Raw genomic sequence first — 17838 nt, 5'->3', positions numbered from 1 at the left:
GCGGCCATGGCCCGTTCGTTGCCCACCCGGTTTGCCGATGCGCCCGCCTTGCCAGGGCGGGTGCGCGGGGCGCTGCTGGTGCTGATCGTGCTGGCGCATGTGGTGCTTGGCATCGCGTTGGTGCGGGCCTTTGGCGGGGTGCAGGCGCTGGTTGGCGACGCGCAACGGCTCCCGGTGCTGACGGCCACGGTGACCCCCGAAAAGACGCCGCCACCACCGCCCGCCCCGGCCACCCACAGCCATCAGCGCGAGGGCGCCAGCGGCACAGCGGGGCTGCGCGCGCAGGCCGATCAGATCGTGGCGCCGCCCGCGCGCCTGCCGATGGCGGAACCGCCCGCCGCGCCGGTCGCGGGGGTCGGCAGCGATGTGCGTTCGGGCGCGAGCACCGGCGGCGAAGGCACCGGCGGCGCCAGCAGCGGCGCGGGCACGGGCAGTGGCGGCACGGGCAACGGCGGCGGCGGGCGCTATGTGGCGACCAAACCGGTCAAGATCGCGGGCGATCTGGCCGAGAGCGACTATGCCGTGGCGGGCCGCGCCAAACGGCTTGGCACGGCGGTGATCGTCGTGCTGACCGTGGGCACCGATGGCCATGTTTCCGCCTGCCGCGTGCACCAGCCCAGCGGCGATCCCGATGCCGATGCGGTAACCTGCACGCTGGCCCGCGCCCGCTTCCGCTTTCACCCCGCGCTCGATCAGAACGGCGATCCGATCGAGGCCAGCTATGGTTGGCGGCAATCGTTTTTCTGGAAGTAGCGCGTGGCGTCTGTCATGACAGCCGCATGATCGCACAGACCATCCAGCTATCGCTCGCGCCGGTTTTCGTGCTGGTCGCGATCGGCAATATCATGAACATCCTGACCACCCGGCTTGGCCGGATTGTCGATCGTTCGCGCAGCCTGCAAGTGCTCCATGCCAAGACCAAGGGGCTCGAACACGACGTGGTGGTGATCGAGATGCGCTATGTCGACCGGCGCATCGCGCTGATCGGCAATGCCTTGCTGGTGCTGGTGCTCAGCGGGATCGGCATCGGGATTACCGTGGGCATGCTGTTTCTGGGCGAATTGCTGGGCGTGGAACTGCGCACCGCGACCCAGGTCAGTTTTTTTGCGGCGATCAGCCTTTTGATGGTCGCGCTGGTCTATCTGCTGCTCGAAACCCGGCTGGTCGCATCGACCTTGCGGTTGCCGCCCGAACTGCTCGAATTGCATCGCAAGGATTTGTAACCGGAATAGGTCTTTCTCCTGATGTCGTGCGCGGGGCGCCGGCCTATCCTTGGCCCGATCGATCGGGAAAAGGGCCGCGCAGGGGCATGCAAGTGGGAGTGGCGTTTGCATGGGGCGGGGCAGATGGCCTGACCGTGGCCCGCGCCAACCGTGCGGCGTGGCATCTGCTCGAAGTGCTTGGTCATGGCATCGCGGACGCGCGGCTGGTGCTTGTCGACACCCATGCCGATGCCGATGCCGGTGCCGGGCAGATTGCTGGGTTTGACGTGGTGCTGCCCGCCATGGCCGCGCGGATGTGCGATCTGGTGATTGCGGTGGAAACCGACATGCCGCTGGCGGCGATTGCCGCCTTGCGCGCGCGGGGCGGACGCTATGTGCTGTTCCTGCCCGAAAATCCTTATGCGCGGTGGGTCGACGAGGCGCTGTTTGCGCCTGCAACACCGTTTGGCCCGGTGCAGTGCCATGATGCGGTGTGGACGTGTGACACCTTCGGCGATCAGGCCCGCCTGCTCCACACGCTCTATCGCTGCCCGGTCGCGCTGGTGCCGCCGGTCTGGTCCGCCTCGGTGATCGGCTGGCACGACCGGGTGCATGGCACGGCGTTTGCATTGCCCTATGCGCCGCGTGCGGGGGGCATGTTGCGCTGCGTGATCGATGCGCCCAACACCTCGCCGCGTGCGATGGGGGTCTTGCCGCTGCTGGCGATCGAGCGGTTCCACCGCGAACGGCGCGGCGCGGTTGCGCGGGTGGAATTTCGCCACGGGCGCGCGTTGGTCGGGCATGTGGCATTCGAACATCTGGCCGGCGGGCTCGATGTGCATCGCCAGGGGTTGTTGACGATCTGGGCCGATCAGGATCTGTATGCCTTTCTGCCGGTCAAGGCGGATGTGGTGGTGACGCACAGCCTTGACGGTACGCTGCGCCATGAATTGCTCGACACGCTGTTCGGCGGCTATCCCCTGGTCCACAATCTGCCCGCGCTGTACGATAGCGGGCACTTTTATCCGGATTGCGATCTGGATCAGGCGGTGCGGGGGCTTTGCACGGTGTTGCGCGCCAACCCGGCACAGTTCGCGGCCCGACTGGCCGATCAGCGCGCCCGGCTGGCCCGTTTTGACGTGGCGAACCGCGCCAATGTCGATGCTTATCGCCGGGCGGTGCATCTGGCGGTGGGGGCATGACCGTGACCGGGCTGAAGGTCGGGGTGACGCTGTTCATCCGGGGCGGCGGGCAATCGCTGTGGGAAAACGGGCTTGGCCAGAACTGCAATTTTTTGACCATGCTGCTGACGCGCTCGCCCGTGGTGGCGCGCTGCTTTGTGGTCAACGGCGCATCGCCCGCCGGGCAGCGGGATGATGCGTTCGAAACCGAATTGCTGTGCCCGGTGATCACCATGGACGAGGCGCTGCGCGACCTTGATCTGGTGATCGAACTGGGCGCGCATGTGCCGCCCGCCTGGGCCGCGCAATTTCGCGCGCGCGGCGGGCGGATCATCGGCATGCGCGTGGCCAACGACTATGTGATCGACACCGAAAGCATGGTCCACGCGCTGCCGCCTGCGCAAGTGGCGCATGGCATCACGTATGACCAGATCTGGACGCTGCCTGCCTTTGTGCGCACCAATGCGGCCTATTATGCGGCGCTGTTGCGCGCGCCGGTGCGCGCCATGCCGCATTTGTGGAGCCCGCTGCTGATCGAACGCGATGCGGCGGCGCGGGGCCTGACCTGGGGATACCGACCCGGCCGCGCGGCCTGGCGCATCGCGGTGATGGAGCCCAACCGCTGTTCGGTAAAGACCGCGCATGTGCCGCTGCTGATCTGCGAACAGGTGGTGCGCAGCCATCCCGATGCGCTGGCGGCGATCCACGTGTTCAACACCGACCATTTTCGCAAAGGGCAGAATTTCGGCCAGTTTGCGGCCGGTCTCGATTGCGTGCGGCGCGCTCTGGTGCGGTTTCGCCCGCGCATCAAGGTTACCCGCATCCTGCATGACGATGCCGATTGCATCGTTTCGCACCATGTCGACAACGCGCAGAACTACCTCCATTACGAGGCGATCCACGGAGGCTATCCGCTGATCCACAATTCCGACATGCTGGGCGATTGCGGCTATCGCTATGCAGATTTCGATTGCGAGGGCGGGGCGCAGGCGCTGATTGCGGCGATCGCCCGCCACGATGCGGAACTGGATGCCTATCGCGCCAGCGCGCGCGCCTTTCTGCAGACGCTCGACCCCTGCGGCGAAGCCAATATCGCCTGCTACAGCGCGGCCATCGCCGCGTGTTTTACGGCCTAGGCGGCGTTAAATTTAACACAGGTCGCGCGCTATAGGTTTTTGTTTTTGCATCGTTTTTTTGCAAAAACCGGGACGCACTTTTTTGCACGATGCTCTTGCTCACTTGCCGTAGAACGCGTCGATGTTGAACCACACTTTGCGCGGTTCATCGGTGCGGGTGTCGAACACGTCGAACACGTCAAAACGTTCGCCGCCCTGCATCACCAGCGCCTGATGGTCGCTGCGGAAATGCAGCAGGAACAGCACGCGGGCTTCTTCGGCGATGCTGACCGCGTTGAACGCATCGTCGATCACCGTGCCTTTGTGCCCGCCGGCGATCGACCGCGTGATCGCACCGGCAATCGCGCCCTCGCGCGTGGCGTCGGCATCGCGGTGCAGCCGTTTCAGCGCCAGTTGCGCGACGATATGCGCGGTAAAATCGGTCCAGTCTTCGGCGATGCGTGTGCGGGCAAGTTGCAGCGCCTGGTCGGGATCGGCATCGACCAGGCCGCTGGCGCGGTCGAGATCTGCCCAGGGCTTTTCGGCAAAGTGCAGCCGGGCCGCCGTCTGGATGCGCAACCAGGTGTAGTCTACGCCCTGATCTCCCGCTTCGGCGCGGGCCACCGCGGCGGCATAGGCCGGTGGGTCAAAGTCGGTTGCCGCCCGCACCGGGCTGGCGCCCGCAAGCATCAGCGCGATCGGCAAAAGGCGCAAGGCAGGTACGGGCATGCAAAAAGTCTCCTGCGGGGGGCGATGGCGGGGTATCGCAGCGCGCGCCGGTCAGGCCAGCAGTTTTTCGCCACGTTCGCGGATCAGGTTTTCGATCATGCCGCGCGCAAAGCCCAACCCGCCGGGGATGGTTACATCGAACAGCAGCGCGGTTTCGGCGATTTCAAGCGTCGAGGGCACCGTATAGCCCATTGCCGAGGCCTCGACCGACAGACGATCGCGGTCGATCCAGGTCAGGTGCAGGCTGAGCGGGCCGCCAACCAGCACGCTGGCCTTTTCCTCGGCGCCGTCGATCCGTGCGGCGATGCGGCGGCGCACTTCATCCTTGCCAAGCGTGTGGGGTATTTCGAGGCGCATCAGACAGGTCCGGTCAGTTTACCCGGTTCCTCAAGCGCGTTGCCGTAGCGATAGTCAAGATAGCGGGCTTCCGTTGCCAGCGCATCGATGTCGCCTTCGGCCAGTTTGCGCGACAGCGCGTCGATCTCGTCGGTGATCCGCGACAGGCCTTCGGTCAATTGCTGGTCGGCGGTCTTGCCGCCGCGCTGTTCGCCGCGCAGATGCGCCGGAATGCGCGTATAGCTGGCCACCATGCCGGGCAGATGTTCGCCGATCAGGCGGCGCACATCGCCCACTGCCGGTTCGCCCGGATCGATCCCCGCCAGTTGCGTGCCCAGCGCATCGAGCCGCAGCCCGATCCCGTCGAGCAGGCGCGAGGCAGGCGGTGGCAGCGCGGGCCGCTGCGATTCCAGCCACAATTGCGTGCGGCCCACGGTGGCGCGCACATCGCCCCGGTTGAGTGCGCCAAGTTCGGGCACCTTGAGCCGGGGGAACGCGCCCAGAAACACCACCGCCGCCGCCAGCGCCAGCAACGTCAGCATGAACCCGCCCAGGCCGATCCCGCCGATCACGATCCCGGTCACCGTCGCTGCCAGCAGGATCACCCCCACCGCCAGGCTGGCGCGGATCAGCTTGCGCAAGGCGTGCTGGCGCTTCAGTTCGGCCGAGCGCTTGCCGATCGAGCCGCCGGTGCGTCGCCCGCCCTGTTGCTGAAACGCCAGCGTCGCGCTGGCCGCGCGCATGATCGCGGCGTGATCGGCTGCTTCGCCTGCCATCGTCAGATATCGCCGTCGAGCGACAGCGCGGGATGCTGCGCGGGCAGCACACCGGTCGGCGCCACGCCCTGGGCGCGGGCGATATAGGCCTGCGACTTGTCGACTTCGTTCGTCAGCGTGCCGATCGTCTGCTTCATCGAATCGAGCGCCTTGAGCTTGAACGTGTCGATCGAATCCATCGTGTCATAGATGTTCTGGAACGCCTTTTGCAGCGTTTCGAGCGGGATCGTGCTCGATGCCGCCATTTCGTGGATGCGCGCGGTGTTGTCTTTCAGCATCTGCCCGGTGGCATCGATGATGTTGGCGGTGGTGGTGTTGAGCGCGGTGATCTGTTGCAGCACAAGCCGCTGGTTGGTCATCGCCATCGCCACGGTGACGGCGGTGCGCAGCGCGGCGACCGTGGTGGTGCCCGCGCGATCGACGCCCTTGACCAGTTCGACGTTGTTCTTCTTGACCAGATCGAGCGCCAGATAGCCCTGCACCGTCACCGCCATCTGGGTCAGCAGATCCTGCGTGCGCTGGCGGGTATAGAACAGCGCGCTTTCGCGCACCGCCTTGGCCTTTGCAGGGTCGGTGTGGTCGAGATCGTTGGCGGCATCTTCCAGCTTTTGATCGAGCGTGCGGGCGATGTGGATCATCTGCTCCAGCTTGCCCATCGCTTCCCACAGCTTGGCGCGTTCGACATCGATCGCGGCATTGTCCTTCAGCAATTCATCCTTGCCCGACGCCAGCCGGTCGAGGATCGCCTTGATATGGCCCTGCGCCGAGACATAGCTGTCGAAATACTTCTTCACGCTGTTGCCGAACGGGATCACGCCCAGAAACTTGCGCCCGCCGGTGGTCACGCCTTTCTTGCCCGGATCGAGATCCTCGACCGTGCGGCGCAGCGCGGCCAGGTCGGACCCGACGCCGCTGTCCTTGTCCATCGCGCGCACCGGGCGATCGAGAAAGCGGTTGGACATCCCGGCGGCGGCGGCGATTTCCTTGCCCCCCATCGCGGTCAACTGATCGACCCGCTTGCCGAATTCGGGGCTGGCGGCGTCTTGCGCGATCAGGTCGGCAACAAAGGCGTCGGCGCGCTGTTCGAGTTTCGACTTGGCTTCGTCAGCCAGCGGGACGAGCCCGGCCGCCTGTTGGGGCGCGACGACCGGCACGGGATCGGGCGGGGTCAAAGTCAGGGCGGGGGTGGTGTCGGCGTTCGTGGCCATGGTTCTACTCGGCTGGAGGCACGGTGCTGAGAGCCTGTCCCGACACTGTCGTGTCGGGAAGTCGGCATCGGCCCGCTCCCCCACCCGGCCACCCTGTGACAGTACCCTGTGGGTGGCCGGGTGCGGGAGCGGGCCGGTGCCGACTTCGAAACGCGCCCTTTCGCGCGGTTCGATTCAAACTCTGATACCAAGATGGCCCGATGCGGGCTGCGCGGCAAGGGCGTGTTGTCGATGGGTGATGGCGGTTGGTCGGAATTCGCGATAGCGTGGCATGCATGGATCGTCGCACATTGCTTGGCGCGCTAGGCGCCACTTTCGCCCCCCTTCCTGCCTTGGCCCAGCCTGCGCTTGCCGGCGGGACCATGCTTGCCGCGCTCGAACGCCGCGCGGGCGGGCGTCTGGGGGTCGCGGTGCGCGACACCGCCAGCGGACGCGGCTTTGGCTGGCGGCAGGACGAACGGTTTGCGCATTGTTCCTCGTTCAAGCTGTCGCTGGCGGCGATGGTGCTGGCGCAGATCGATGCGGGCCAAGCCCGCGGCGATGAAGTGCTGGCCTATTCGGTGCTCGACATCCTGCCCGCATCACCGGTTACCGAGGCGGCGGCGGGCAAGGAAGGCCTGCCGATCCTGACCCTGGCCGAGGCGGCGGTGGAACGCAGCGACAATCTGGCCGCCAACCTGTTGCTGGCGCGTTTTGGCGGCCCGGCGGCGCTCACCGCGTTCTGGCGCACACTGGGCGATGATGTCAGCAGGCTCGATCACCACGAGCCCGATCTCAACCGCGTGGCACCGGGTGCGGTGCACGACACCACCACGCCCACCGCGATGGCGCAGACCCTCGGGCGATTGCTGACCGGGCCGGTGCTGTCGGGCGGATCACGGGCCACGCTGTGGGGCTGGATGAAGGCATGCAGCACCGGGCTTGGCCGTTTGCGCGCCGGATTGCCCGAGGGGTGGCAGGCGGGCGACAAGACCGGGACGTGGAATGACGGCGCCTCGATTGCCAAAGTCGTCGATCTGGCGCTGGTGCTTGCCCCAGTGGGCGATGGCCGATTTCACGCGCCGCTGGCAGTGACCGCCTATTACGAGCCGACCGGGACGCCCGACAGCGTGAGGCCGGCCGACGAAGCGGTGCTGGCGGCGGTCATGCGGATCGCCACCGATCCCGTGGCATGGAAAGCGAAGCGACGATGATGCGATGCGCGGTGTTCGGGGCCTCGGGCGGGATTGGTGCCGCGCTGGTGCGCCGATTGGCCGCGCGGGACGATGTCGCGGTGGTCTTTGCCGGATCGCGGCGCGGTGCGGTGCCGACGGGCGCCAAGATCACGCCGTTCCGGTTTGCAGCGATGGATGACAGTCTGGCCGATACGGTTGCAGCGCTTGGCACACCGCTCGATCTGGTGCTGGTCGCCACCGGGCGGCTGACGCGCGCCGATGGCAGCGGGCCGGAAAAGGCGCTGCGTCAGGTCAGCGCGGCGGGCTTGCACGAATTGTTTGCCGACAATGCGATCGTTCCCGCGCTGATCGCGCGCGCGGTGCAGCAGCTGTTGCCGCGCGATCGGCGCGCGGTGTTTGCGGTGCTGTCGGCGCGGGTCGGGTCGATCGGCGACAACCGGCTGGGCGGCTGGCACGCCTATCGCGCGTCAAAGGCCGCGCTCAACATGCTGTGCCGCACGATCGCGATCGAATGGGCCCGCTCGCACCCGCAGGCGGTGGTCGCCGCGCTGCATCCCGGCACCGTCGACACCGGCCTGTCCGCACCGTTTCAGCGCGGGGTGGCGCCCGACCGGTTGTTCACCCCCGATGTCAGCGCGGCGGCGCTGCTCGATGTGATCGATCGGTTGCAACCCGCCGACAGCGGCGGGTTTTTCGCATGGGACGGGGCGCCGATCCCCTATTAGGCGGCGATGCGATAGGGTTCGATTTCGCCGGTCAGATACAGCTTTTTCGCCTTTGCCCGGCTCAATTTGCCCGAACTCGTGCGCGGCAGGGTGCGCGGCGGTACCAGTTCGACCACACAGTTCATGCCGGTGATCGCGCGCACTTTGTCGCGGATCTGGTCGCGCAGGCGCTGGCGTTCGGCGGGATCGGACACGCGGCAATGCACCAGCACGGCGGGCGCTTCCTCGCCGTTTTCGGTCTCGATCGAAAAGGCGGCAATGTCGCCCTGGTGAAATCCGGGCAATTGTTCGACCGCCCATTCGATATCCTGCGGCCAGTGGTTCTTGCCGTTGATGATGATCATGTCCTTGGCGCGGCCGACAATGAACAGATAGCCATCGGCATTGAGATAGCCCATGTCGCCGGTGTCGAGCCAGCCATCGGCCATCGCCGCCTCGGTCGATTCGGGATCGCGGAAATACGAGTGCATCACCGATGATCCACGGCACCACACTTTGCCGATATGGTGGTGCGCCACCGGCTCGCCATGTTCGCCCCGGATGACCACTTCCATCCCGCGCACTGGCAGCCCGCAATTGACGATCGCACGATAGCGCGCCGGGCGTGACAGGTCGCGCGGTGAACCCGACAGGCGTTCTTCCTCGACCAGTTCGACACGGATGCCCTCGCCCGGCGGCATCAGCGTGACCGCCAGCGTCGCTTCGGCCAGGCCATAGCTGGGCAGGAACGCCCCGGCACGGAAACCAGCGGGGGCAAAGGCATCGACAAAGCCCTGCATGACATCGGGGCGAATCATGTCGGCGCCATTGCCCGCCACGCGCCAGCGCGACAGATCGAACCGTTCGGACACGTGGGTCTGGCTGGAAATGCGGCGCGCGCAGATGTCATAGCCGAAGGTCGGCGAATAGGACACGCTGGTGCCGGGGTTGCGGCTGATCATGTCGAGCCAAGCCAGCGGACGGCGCGCAAAGTCTTCGGTGCGCAGGAAATCGACCGACACCTGGTTGGCGATCGGCGACAGGAAACAGCCGACCAGTCCCATGTCGTGATACCACGGCAGCCAGCTTATGCAGCGGTCGCCCGGTTGCAGACGCATGCCATGCGCGTGCCCGGCCAGGTTGGCCAGCAGCGCGCGATGCGTCACCGCCACGCCATGCGGAAACCGCGTCGATCCGCTGGAATATTGCAGATAGCAGATGGCATCGGGATCGGCGGGCGGCAGTGCGGTCGCGGCAGGTTCGGTGGCGGCCACTGCGGTCCAGCTCAGCCCGGTGCAGCCCTGGCGCTCGGCGGCGGCGGCGCACATCGCGCCGATCTCGTCGGGATAGAGCAGCACGGCGGGATCGGAACTGGCAAGCTGCACCGCGATCTGATCGATATAGTTGTCCTTGCCGCCGAAACTGGTCGGCAAGGGCAGGGGCACCGGCCAGGCCCCGGCATAGATCGCACCGCAGAACAGCGCGGCAAAATCGGGGCCGGTTTCGGCGATCAGGGCCACCCGGTCGCCCGGCGCAATGCCCAGCGCGATCAGCCGTCGCGCCGCGATCAGCGCATCGGCGCGGAGTTGTGCATAAGGATAGACCTGCGTCAGCGTGCCGCGCGCATCGTGAAAGTTGAAACCGAGATCCCCTGTTGCGGCAAAATCGAGCGCATCGCAGAATGTGGCGAAATCGGCATAACGGCGCGGATGCGCGTCGTCGTTGGGTGTCGGAACCAGTGCCGCCGCATTGCGGACGGCTTCGGAAACGGTCATCTGCTACCCCGGGTTTGTTTCGCGTGTTTGAACGGCATCAACGTAAGATCGGCTACGTAAATTTGGCGCGCCCGGTGCCACAAATTCGCACAACAGGCCAGAGTTCTCGTATATCCCGGACTGTGGCACGAATAAGGCGCAACGATGGACAATGGTGATGATCGCGGCGGACGTCGGCGACAAAAGGCGACAAAACCGCTCGATTCGGCGCGACTGAACGAGCTGGCACTGGCCTATGTGGCGCGGTTTGCCACCAGCGCGGGGCGTTTGAACGCCTATCTGACGCGCAAGATCAGGGAATGCGGGTGGGACGATGTGGCCGCGCCCGATGTCCCTGCGCTGGTCGAGGCGATGGTCGGGCGCGGTTATGTCGATGACGCCGGGTTTGCCCTGGCGCGCGGGGCCGGGCTGATGCGGCGCGGTTATGGCGCGCGGCGGATCGCACAGACGCTGACGCGCGACGGGATCGATGCGCCGCTGGTGGCGCAGGCCAGCGGTACGGTGCACGAGGGGCGCGTGGCCGCGCTGCAATTTGCGCGGCGGCGGCGACTGGGTCCGTTCGGTTCCGGTTCAGGGCAATCCGCTGATTCGCGCAACGGCAGGCTTGATCCCGCGCTGCGCGCGCGGCAGGTGGCGGCCATGGTGCGCGCCGGGCATCCGTTTGCCACGGCCAGCGCATTGATCGATGCGGCCGACGAAGGCGCGGCACAGGAATGGGTGGATGAAGCCGATGATGCGTAAGACTTTGACGAACCTTTCGGTGCTGGTGGCGGCGTGCGGCCTGCTGGCGGGTGTGGGCGCCTGTTCGCCGGTTGCCGCCAGCGCGCAGGCAGGCGCCAGCACGGCGGCGGTCGAACAGCGTATCCACCCCGTATCGGGGCTGGCGGTCATTCCGCTGACCGTGGACACCGCCAAGGGATCGCACGTGTTCCAGGTCGAAGTCGCCGCCACCCCGCGCGAACAGGAACGCGGGCTGATGTTCCGCAACGCGATGGGCGCCGATGAAGGCATGATCTTTCCGATGAACCCGCCGCGCCCGGCGGCGTTCTGGATGAAGAACACGGTGATCGGGCTCGACATCATCTTCATCGGCGCCGATCACAAAGTGCTGAACATCGCCGCCAACGCGGTGCCCTATGACGAAACGCCGTTGCCCTCGTTTGGCGAAGCAGCGGGCGTGCTGGAACTCAACGCGGGCCGCGCGGCGCAGATCGGACTGAAAGCTGGCGATACGGTCCGCTGGTAATATCTTGCTTCACTCCCCCGGAAAGGGCTAAGCGCAACGGCCATGAGCATCCTCGGCAAAATCTTCACCTGGTGGAACGGCGCCACCTTCGGCACCATGCTTGACAGCGCACGTCACGGCGTGCGCGTGGGCGAGGATGCGCAGGGCAATGTCTATTTCCGCGCGAAGCAACCTTATCCTAAGGGGCATCCGTTTGCCGGGCGCGAACGGCGCTGGGTGATCTACAACGGCGCCAACGATGCCAGCCGCGTGCCGGCCGAATGGCACGGCTGGCTGCACGGCAATTTCGACGGCGTGCCCGAAAGCAATCTGCCCCCGCCGCGCGTGTGGGAAGTGGATTTCACCCCCAATGCCACCGGCACCTCTGCCGCCTATCGCCCGCAAGGCGCGTTGGAACGTGGTGGCCATCGCGCCGCCGCGACGGGCGATTATGAAGCCTGGTCGCCCGATCAGGGCTGACGGCACCCAGTCCGCGATCTGAACCGATGATTCGCCCGGCCCTGCAGGTATCCCGCCAGATCGGTGGGCTATGTCTGCTGTCGCTGCTGCTGGCATCGTGCAATCGCCAGTCCGACGCGCCGCCGCCTGCCGAAGCGACCGAGGCGGCCGGGCCCTCGGCGCTCGCCAGTGGTGTGGTGGAAAGCGATCACGGTACCCCGGTCAAGGACCGCGTGGCGACGATCGGCCTGATCAACAAGCGCAACAACATCACCCAGGACGTGGTGCTCAAACCTGGCGAATCACGCCGTATCGGCAATGTGATCATCAAGCTGGCCACGTGCGAGCGCACCGCGCCATGGGAAGATCCGCAGGAAACCGGCGCGTTTGTCCAGGTGTTCGTTGAAGAGCGCGCCAACATCCGCGACAAGCTGGCCTGGCACAAAGTGTTTTCTGGCTGGCTGTTCAAGAATGCGCCGTCGCTCAACGTGGTCGAACACCCGGTCTACGATGTCTGGGTCAAGGATTGCGCGATGAAGTTCCCCGGCGAAGAGGACGATCCCGCCGCCGCCGCATCCTGGGCCAGGGCACCAAAGCCCAAGGCCAGCAGCGAACCGGCCCCGGACACCGCCGACGATGACGCCCCGGTCGAGGACGCGCCGCCGCAATAGAGCGATCGCTCGCCCGGTTCCCACGGGCGCGCGGCATGCGCCAGCAGTGCCAGATAGTCGGCCTGGGGCAGTTCGCGGCTGCCCAGCGATTCGAGATGCGCGGTGGTGAACTGGCAATCGAGCAATTCGCCGCCGCCCCGGCGCAGTGCCGCGACCAGCCAGGCCAGCGCCACTTTCGAGGCATCGGGCACGCGCGCAAACATGCTTTCGCCGCAGAACACCCGCGCAAAGCCCACCCCGTACAGCCCGCCAACCAGCCGTTCGATGCCATCGGCGCCGGTCATCCAGGTTTCGATCGAATGCGCCGCGCCCAGCCGGTGCAATTCGCGATAGCTTTCGCGGATGCGCCCGCTGATCCAGCTTTCTTCCGCTTCGGGGCGCGGCGCCGCGCAATGGTCGATCACCGCATCAAACGCCTGGTTGCAGGTCACGCGAAAGCGTCCCCGGCGCAAAGTGCGCGCCAGCGATCGCGACAGATGAAACCCGTCGAGCGGCAGGATCGCCCGCATGCGCGGCTCTACCCAATAGATTTCGGGATCGTCGCGGCTGTCGGCCATGGGAAAGATCCCGGCACGATAGGCCCTCAGCAAAAGCTCGGGCGGAATGATCTGTGGGTCCTCGCGCGCCATGGTCTACGTCAAATATCACGATCTCCCCGGTTGCATCACCTTCGTCAACCCACTATGGGCGACGCTCTTCCGCAGGCAATGCCATCGGATGCAGGAGTGTAGCTCAGCTGGTAGAGCATCGGTCTCCAAAACCGAGGGCCGGGGGTTCGAATCCCTCCACTCCTGCCATTTCCCCCCTTTTTGTCGGACCACGGTGCGTTTTGGTGACTTGCCGCCCAAATGCCGGTAAGTGGCGCCGGCGTCTCGCGCCGGGCTTCGGGGTGAAAGTCTGCCGGTTAACCACTCACGCAAACGGTTGGTTGATCTTTCTTACTCAAATGTGTCGGTATGGTGGGGTCGCAAACGGAGCACAGTAACCGCACGGGCAGCGCCACGGCGATGCGCGATAGTGCGCTATGGGCGCTGATCGCGGCGACGACCTATTTCTTCATGACGACCGCGACGATCGCGTTGACCAGCGACGGACGCAACCCGGCGACGGTGTGGCCATCGGATGCGGTGATTCTGGCGCTGCTGTTGTCGCGCGCGCGGCGCGACTGGCCCGCGCTGGTGCTGGCCGGATGGCTGGGCAATCTGCTGGCCAACGGCATCACACGCGGCTGGGTGCCGGGGATCGTGCTGTTTGGCGCGATCAACCTGGGCCAGACGCTGATCGCGGCGCAGATCCTGCGGTCGTCCTGGGGCCTGCGCAAGGCCCGGTCAGGCCAGGGCGTGCTGGCCAACGGACGTACGATCACGCGGTTTCTGCTGGTCTGCGGGCTGTTGATGCCGGCCATCGGCGCGGGTGTGGGGACGCTGGTTTCGGCCCTGACTTATGGCCAGGCGCCCGGCGCGGCGTTTATCCGCTGGTATGCCAGCAATGCGCTGGGCTTCGTGATTTTTACGCCGTTTTTCAAAAGTCTGTTCGATGGCAGCTATGCCCGCGCGCTCGAAGGGCAAAGCCGCGCCGGGATGCTGCGCGGGACGGCACTGTTTGCGCTGCACGTCGGCGTGACGCTGCTGGTGTTCGGCCAGACAAAAGTGCCGCTGCTGTTCCTGTTGTTCCCCACGCTGCTGTTGCTGTCGTTCGGGCTGGGGCGGCTGGCAACGCAGGCCGGGGTCATGCTGGTCGCGGTGATCGGCGCGCTGGCAGCGTTGCACCACACCGGGCCGATGGCGCTGATCCAGCACGGCGGGCCGTTCTCTGTGCTGCCCGATCTCGCTGCGTTCGAGGCGCTGTGTTTCCAGGTGTTCCTGGCGGTGCTGATGTGCACCGCGCTGCCCGTGGCGACAATCGTCGCCAGCCGGGCCGAAGCGCGCAATCTGCTGGGCGCGCGCGAGGAACTGTTGCGCCTGATCATGGCGCATTCGCCCGATGCGATCATCGGGCTGGATGGGGATGGCATCTGCCGCTGGGCCGATGGCCCCTTGCTCGATTACACCGGGCAAGTGCCCGATGCCCTGGTGGGGCTGCCGATCGATGCCATCGTGGCGCTCGCCGGGCTCGATCTGGGGCAGTTGCTGCGCGACAGCGCGCGCGATGAAGGCGGCTTGCGCACGGTCGAACTGCGCCCTGTCGGGCGCGGGCATCTGACACTCGAAGCTTCGTTGCGGATGGCCCCGTCGGTGCCGGGGCAGACGGTTGGCTCGGTCATCACGCTGCGTGACATTACCGTGCGCAAGGCGCGTGAACTGGCGATTTCGCGGCGTATCGAAACCGACGACCTGACCGGCGTGCTCAACCGCGCCGGGTTTCGCCGCCGCCTGGCGCGCGCGATCGAATTCGCCACCGACAATCCGGGGCGTCCACTGACGCTGGCGCTGTTCGATGTCGATCATTTCAAGGCAATCAACGACACCCACGGCCATCCGGCGGGCGATGCCGCGCTGGTGGAAATCGCCCGCCGACTGCTGGCGGGCACCCGCGAAGAAGACGTGGTCGGACGGTTGAGCGGCGATGAATTTGCCATCCTGCTGCGGTGCGGGATGGGCACTGCGCGCGCGATCTGCGAACGGATCGTGCGCACCATTTCGGCCGACCCGATCGTGGTGGTCGGCTCGGTGGTGGTGCTGTCGTCGGTGTCGTGCGGCATCGCTGAATTGCGTCCGGGGATGAGCCGCGAGGCGCTGTTCGACAGCGCCGATTTCGCGCTGTACGAGGCGAAACGATCGGGCCGCAACGGCGTGCGCGCGGTGGCGTGACGTGTATCAGCGCTGCTCTTGCGTTTTTGCGTGACGCGGCCTAGATACGAATCTCTCCCGCATCATGGAGCCGACCTGCCCCTCCCGGACCTGTCCGGGGCGGCGATGGCCCCTAGGCGGAAGGCACGTACATTTCTTTCGTCAAAGGCAAGACAAGCGCCATGGCCAGCCCGAACGAGTTTTTCAACCAGGTCAAAGCCGAAGCCCGCAAGGTTGTCTGGCCGACCCGTCAGGAAACCACCACCACCGCGATCTTCGTCGCGTTGATGATGCTGATCCTGTCGGTGTTCTTTCTGGGCATCGACAGTCTGTTCGGCGCGGCGGTGCGGATGCTGCTGTCGCTTGCGTGAATGGCCGTGGCCGACGCCCGGGGCGCGGCTGCACTTGAATTTCAGGAACACTTATGGCCCGTTGGTACATCATTCACGCCTATTCCGGCTTTGAAAACAAGGTGCGTGAGGCGATCATTTCCGAAGCCGAGCGCAAGGGCCTGGCCCAGCTCGTCGAAGCGGTCGAAGTGCCGACCGAAACGATCACCGAAGTCAAACGCGGCAAGAAAGTCCAGGTCGAACGCAAGTTCATGCCGGGCTATGTGCTGGCCAAGCTGACGCTCAACGACGATATCTATCACCTGGTCAAGAACACGGCCAAAGTGACCGGGTTCCTGGGCACCAACAACAAGCCGCAGCCGATTTCCGAAAAGGAAGCGCAACGCTATTTCGGCGCGCGCGAGGCGGCCGCCGCCGAACCCAGCAAGCAAGTGCTGGTCGATTACGAAATCGGCGATTCGGTCAAGGTCAACGCGGGGCCGTTCGCCTCGTTCAACGGTGTGGTCGAGGAACTCGATTTCGAAAAGCATCGCGTCAAGGTGTCGGTGTCGATCTTTGGTCGCGCCACCCCGGTGGAACTGGCCTTCGAAGAAGTCGAACTGGTCAAGTAACAGGGTTTCCCTGGTCCTTCGCCATCGGCGAAGGCCGGGCGCGGCACCGGCCCTCTCCCCCACCCGACCACCCACAGGGTACTGTCGTCGGGCGGTCGGGTGGGGGAGAGGGCCGGTGCCGCGCCCGACAACGGCACACAGACCTTGCATTTTCGGCGTGTGCTGCTAAGCGCGCGCCTTCGCCACGGCCATGCCGGGGTGATTTCCGCCGCGGGAGGCGCCTGATGGGCGCTGTCTGACCGCTAAATCTGAGGGGGCAACCCCGACAGGACGACAAGGAGGCCATCATGGCCAAGAAGATCGACTGCTATATCAAGTTGCAGATCAAGGCTGGCGAAGCCAAGCCTTCGCCGCCGATCGGGCCCGCGCTGGGTCAGCGCGGCGTCAACATCATGGGTTTCTGCAAGGAATTCAATGCCGCCACCCAGGAAGTGGAAAAGGGCACGCCGCTGCCGACGGTGATCACCGTCTATTCGGACCGCTCGTTTTCGTTCATCACCAAGACGCCGCCCGCGACGTTCTTCATCAAGCAGGCGCTGAACCTGAAATCGGGTTCGAAGCTGCCGGGCAAGACTTCGGCCGGAACGATCAAGCGTTCGCAACTGGACGAAATCGCCAACGCCAAGATGAAGGATCTCAACGCCAATTCGATCGAACAGGCGTCGAAGATCATCGAAGGTTCTGCCCGTTCGATGGGCATCCAGGTTGTGGAGGGCTGATCCGATGGCAAAGCAGACCAAGAAGACCAAGGCGCTGGCCGCCAAGCTGGGCGACAACCAGAAGCTCTATGGCATCGATGAAGCCATTGCGCTGCTGAAGGAACTCAAGAGCGCCAAGTTCGACGAATCGCTCGAAGTCGCGCTGAACCTCGGCGTCGATCCGCGCCACGCCGACCAGATGGTGCGTGGCATGGTCACGCTGCCGTCGGGCACCGGCAAGGATGTCAAGGTTGCCGTGTTCGCACGTGGCGACAAGGCCGAAGCCGCGCTCGCCGCCGGTGCCGACCGCGTCGGTGCCGAAGACCTGCTGGAAGATATCCAGGCCGGCAACGTCGATTATGGCCGCATCATCGCCACTCCGGACCTGATGGGTCTGGTCGGTCGTCTGGGCAAGATCCTGGGCCCCAAGGGCCTGATGCCGAACCCGAAGCTGGGCACTGTCACGCCGAACGTGGCCGACGCGGTCAAGGCCGCCAAGGCTGGCCAGATCGAATTCCGCGTCGAAAAGGCCGGGATCATCCATGGCGGCATCGGCAAGCTGTCGTTCTCGGACGAAGCGCTGCGCGCCAACTTTGACGCGTTTGTTGATGCGATCGTCAAGGCCAAGCCTGCCGGCGCCAAGGGCAAGTATGTCCGCAAGGTCGGCCTGTCGAGCTCGATGGGCCCCGGCCTGAAGGTCGACGTGGCGCAAGTCTACGGTCACTGATCGCCGACTGATTGCACGAAAAAGCGGCCGGGAGCGATCCCGGCCGCTTTTTCGTGTCAGACGACGCCGCACGGCCAGGCTCTAGGTGGCGTGGACAAATTCCGCAG

The 17838-nt window shown here is 65.6% G+C and carries 20 protein-coding genes, 1 tRNA gene and 1 pseudogene; 16 read left to right on the top strand and 6 right to left on the bottom strand.

The annotated features are described in order from the left end of the window. The first annotated feature begins 6 nt into the window (after positions 1-6). The 4 genes from AQZ49_RS10885 (at position 7) to AQZ49_RS10870 (ending at position 3519) form a co-directional block, all read left to right on the top strand. Positions 7-753, top strand: coding sequence for an energy transducer TonB (locus tag AQZ49_RS10885; RefSeq protein WP_082701715.1), 747 nt, complete (start codon positions 7-9; stop codon positions 751-753). Positions 754-779: 26 nt separating this feature from the next. After that, positions 780-1223, top strand: coding sequence for a DUF2721 domain-containing protein (locus AQZ49_RS10880; RefSeq protein ID WP_067615493.1), 444 nt, complete (start codon positions 780-782; stop codon positions 1221-1223). 86 nt (positions 1224-1309) lie between these two features. Continuing rightward, on the top strand, positions 1310-2404 hold the full coding sequence (locus tag AQZ49_RS10875; RefSeq protein WP_067615491.1) for a DUF2827 family protein: 1095 nt from the start codon (positions 1310-1312) through the stop codon (positions 2402-2404). Further along, entirely contained in the window at positions 2401-3519 is a 1119-nt protein-coding gene (locus tag AQZ49_RS10870; RefSeq protein ID WP_067615489.1) for a DUF2827 family protein, read from the top strand. The genes AQZ49_RS10875 and AQZ49_RS10870 overlap by 4 nt, the downstream gene beginning before the upstream one ends. Before the next feature lie 99 nt (positions 3520-3618). Here the strand turns inward: AQZ49_RS10870 and AQZ49_RS10865 are convergent, their stop codons facing one another. The 4 genes from AQZ49_RS10865 to AQZ49_RS10850 are packed head-to-tail and all read right to left on the bottom strand — an operon-like array spanning position 3619 to position 6547. After that, the gene (locus tag AQZ49_RS10865) at positions 3619-4227 is read right to left on the bottom strand and encodes a hypothetical protein (RefSeq protein WP_156428256.1); all 609 of its coding nucleotides are present in this window, start codon (positions 4225-4227) and stop codon (positions 3619-3621) included. A gap of 51 nt (positions 4228-4278) precedes the next feature. Further along, positions 4279-4584, bottom strand: coding sequence for a polyhydroxyalkanoic acid system family protein (locus AQZ49_RS10860; protein ID WP_067615485.1), 306 nt, complete (start codon positions 4582-4584; stop codon positions 4279-4281). Beyond that, positions 4584-5339 (bottom strand): hypothetical protein, encoded by a 756-nt coding sequence (locus AQZ49_RS10855; protein WP_067615483.1) that lies wholly within the window; start codon positions 5337-5339, stop codon positions 4584-4586. Before AQZ49_RS10855 ends, AQZ49_RS10860 begins: the two co-directional genes overlap by 1 nt. 2 nt (positions 5340-5341) lie before the next feature. Next, complete coding sequence (locus AQZ49_RS10850) at positions 5342-6547, bottom strand: toxic anion resistance protein (protein ID WP_067615481.1); 1206 nt, start codon at positions 6545-6547, stop codon at positions 5342-5344. 275 nt (positions 6548-6822) lie between these two features. Between AQZ49_RS10850 and bla the strand changes: the two genes are divergently transcribed. Further along, positions 6823-7740: a class A beta-lactamase gene (gene bla, locus AQZ49_RS10845; RefSeq protein ID WP_082701714.1), complete on the top strand. Its 918-nt coding sequence runs from the start codon at positions 6823-6825 to the stop codon at positions 7738-7740. Beyond that, positions 7740-8447 (top strand): SDR family NAD(P)-dependent oxidoreductase, encoded by a 708-nt coding sequence (locus AQZ49_RS10840; RefSeq protein ID WP_067616040.1) that lies wholly within the window; start codon positions 7740-7742, stop codon positions 8445-8447. The genes bla and AQZ49_RS10840 overlap by 1 nt, the downstream gene beginning before the upstream one ends. On the opposite strand, the gene AQZ49_RS10835 is transcribed toward AQZ49_RS10840, so the two are convergent. After that, the gene (locus AQZ49_RS10835) at positions 8444-10201 is read right to left on the bottom strand and encodes a fatty acyl-AMP ligase (RefSeq protein ID WP_067615477.1); all 1758 of its coding nucleotides are present in this window, start codon (positions 10199-10201) and stop codon (positions 8444-8446) included. The genes AQZ49_RS10840 and AQZ49_RS10835 overlap by 4 nt on opposite strands. A 144-nt stretch (positions 10202-10345) precedes the next feature. On the opposite strand from AQZ49_RS10835, the gene AQZ49_RS10830 reads away from it, so the two are divergent. The 4 genes and pseudogenes from AQZ49_RS10830 to AQZ49_RS21835 form a co-directional block, all read left to right on the top strand. Then, the gene (locus AQZ49_RS10830; protein WP_067615475.1) at positions 10346-10942 is read left to right on the top strand and encodes a regulatory protein RecX; all 597 of its coding nucleotides are present in this window, start codon (positions 10346-10348) and stop codon (positions 10940-10942) included. Further along, positions 10935-11447, top strand: coding sequence for a DUF192 domain-containing protein (locus AQZ49_RS10825; RefSeq protein WP_067616038.1), 513 nt, complete (start codon positions 10935-10937; stop codon positions 11445-11447). The genes AQZ49_RS10830 and AQZ49_RS10825 overlap by 8 nt, the downstream gene beginning before the upstream one ends. Positions 11448-11489: 42 nt before the next feature. Then, positions 11490-11906 (top strand): NADH:ubiquinone oxidoreductase subunit NDUFA12, encoded by a 417-nt coding sequence (locus AQZ49_RS10820; RefSeq protein ID WP_067615472.1) that lies wholly within the window; start codon positions 11490-11492, stop codon positions 11904-11906. 26 nt (positions 11907-11932) lie between these two features. Beyond that, positions 11933-12355: pseudogene (locus AQZ49_RS21835) on the top strand (DUF2155 domain-containing protein); the annotation flags it as partial. A 35-nt stretch (positions 12356-12390) separates the two neighbouring features. Here AQZ49_RS21835 and aat read toward each other — a convergent pair. Then, on the bottom strand, positions 12391-13185 hold the full coding sequence (gene aat, locus AQZ49_RS10815; RefSeq protein ID WP_197411013.1) for a leucyl/phenylalanyl-tRNA--protein transferase: 795 nt from the start codon (positions 13183-13185) through the stop codon (positions 12391-12393). 92 nt (positions 13186-13277) lie between these two features. Here aat and AQZ49_RS10810 point away from each other — a divergent pair. From AQZ49_RS10810 to rplA, 6 genes are all read left to right on the top strand, one after another. Further along, positions 13278-13353, top strand: a tRNA-Trp gene (locus AQZ49_RS10810). Positions 13354-13563: 210 nt separating this feature from the next. Then, entirely contained in the window at positions 13564-15366 is a 1803-nt protein-coding gene (locus AQZ49_RS10805; RefSeq protein WP_067616034.1) for a sensor domain-containing diguanylate cyclase, read from the top strand. Between the two features lie 161 nt (positions 15367-15527). Next, positions 15528-15716, top strand: coding sequence for a preprotein translocase subunit SecE (secE, locus tag AQZ49_RS10800; RefSeq protein WP_067615470.1), 189 nt, complete (start codon positions 15528-15530; stop codon positions 15714-15716). Between the two features lie 53 nt (positions 15717-15769). Next, positions 15770-16306, top strand: coding sequence for a transcription termination/antitermination protein NusG (gene nusG, locus AQZ49_RS10795; protein ID WP_067615468.1), 537 nt, complete (start codon positions 15770-15772; stop codon positions 16304-16306). Between the two features lie 287 nt (positions 16307-16593). After that, positions 16594-17025 (top strand): 50S ribosomal protein L11, encoded by a 432-nt coding sequence (rplK, locus tag AQZ49_RS10790; protein ID WP_067615465.1) that lies wholly within the window; start codon positions 16594-16596, stop codon positions 17023-17025. A gap of 4 nt (positions 17026-17029) precedes the next feature. After that, complete coding sequence (gene rplA / locus AQZ49_RS10785; RefSeq protein ID WP_067615462.1) at positions 17030-17731, top strand: 50S ribosomal protein L1; 702 nt, start codon at positions 17030-17032, stop codon at positions 17729-17731. Positions 17732-17838: the final 107 nt, after the last annotated feature.

Origin of the sequence: Novosphingobium sp. FSW06-99 (assembly GCF_001519065.1) — a bacterium.
Taxonomy (GTDB): Bacteria; Pseudomonadota; Alphaproteobacteria; order Sphingomonadales; family Sphingomonadaceae; genus Novosphingobium.
This window is presented reverse-complemented; position numbering and strand designations above follow the sequence as displayed.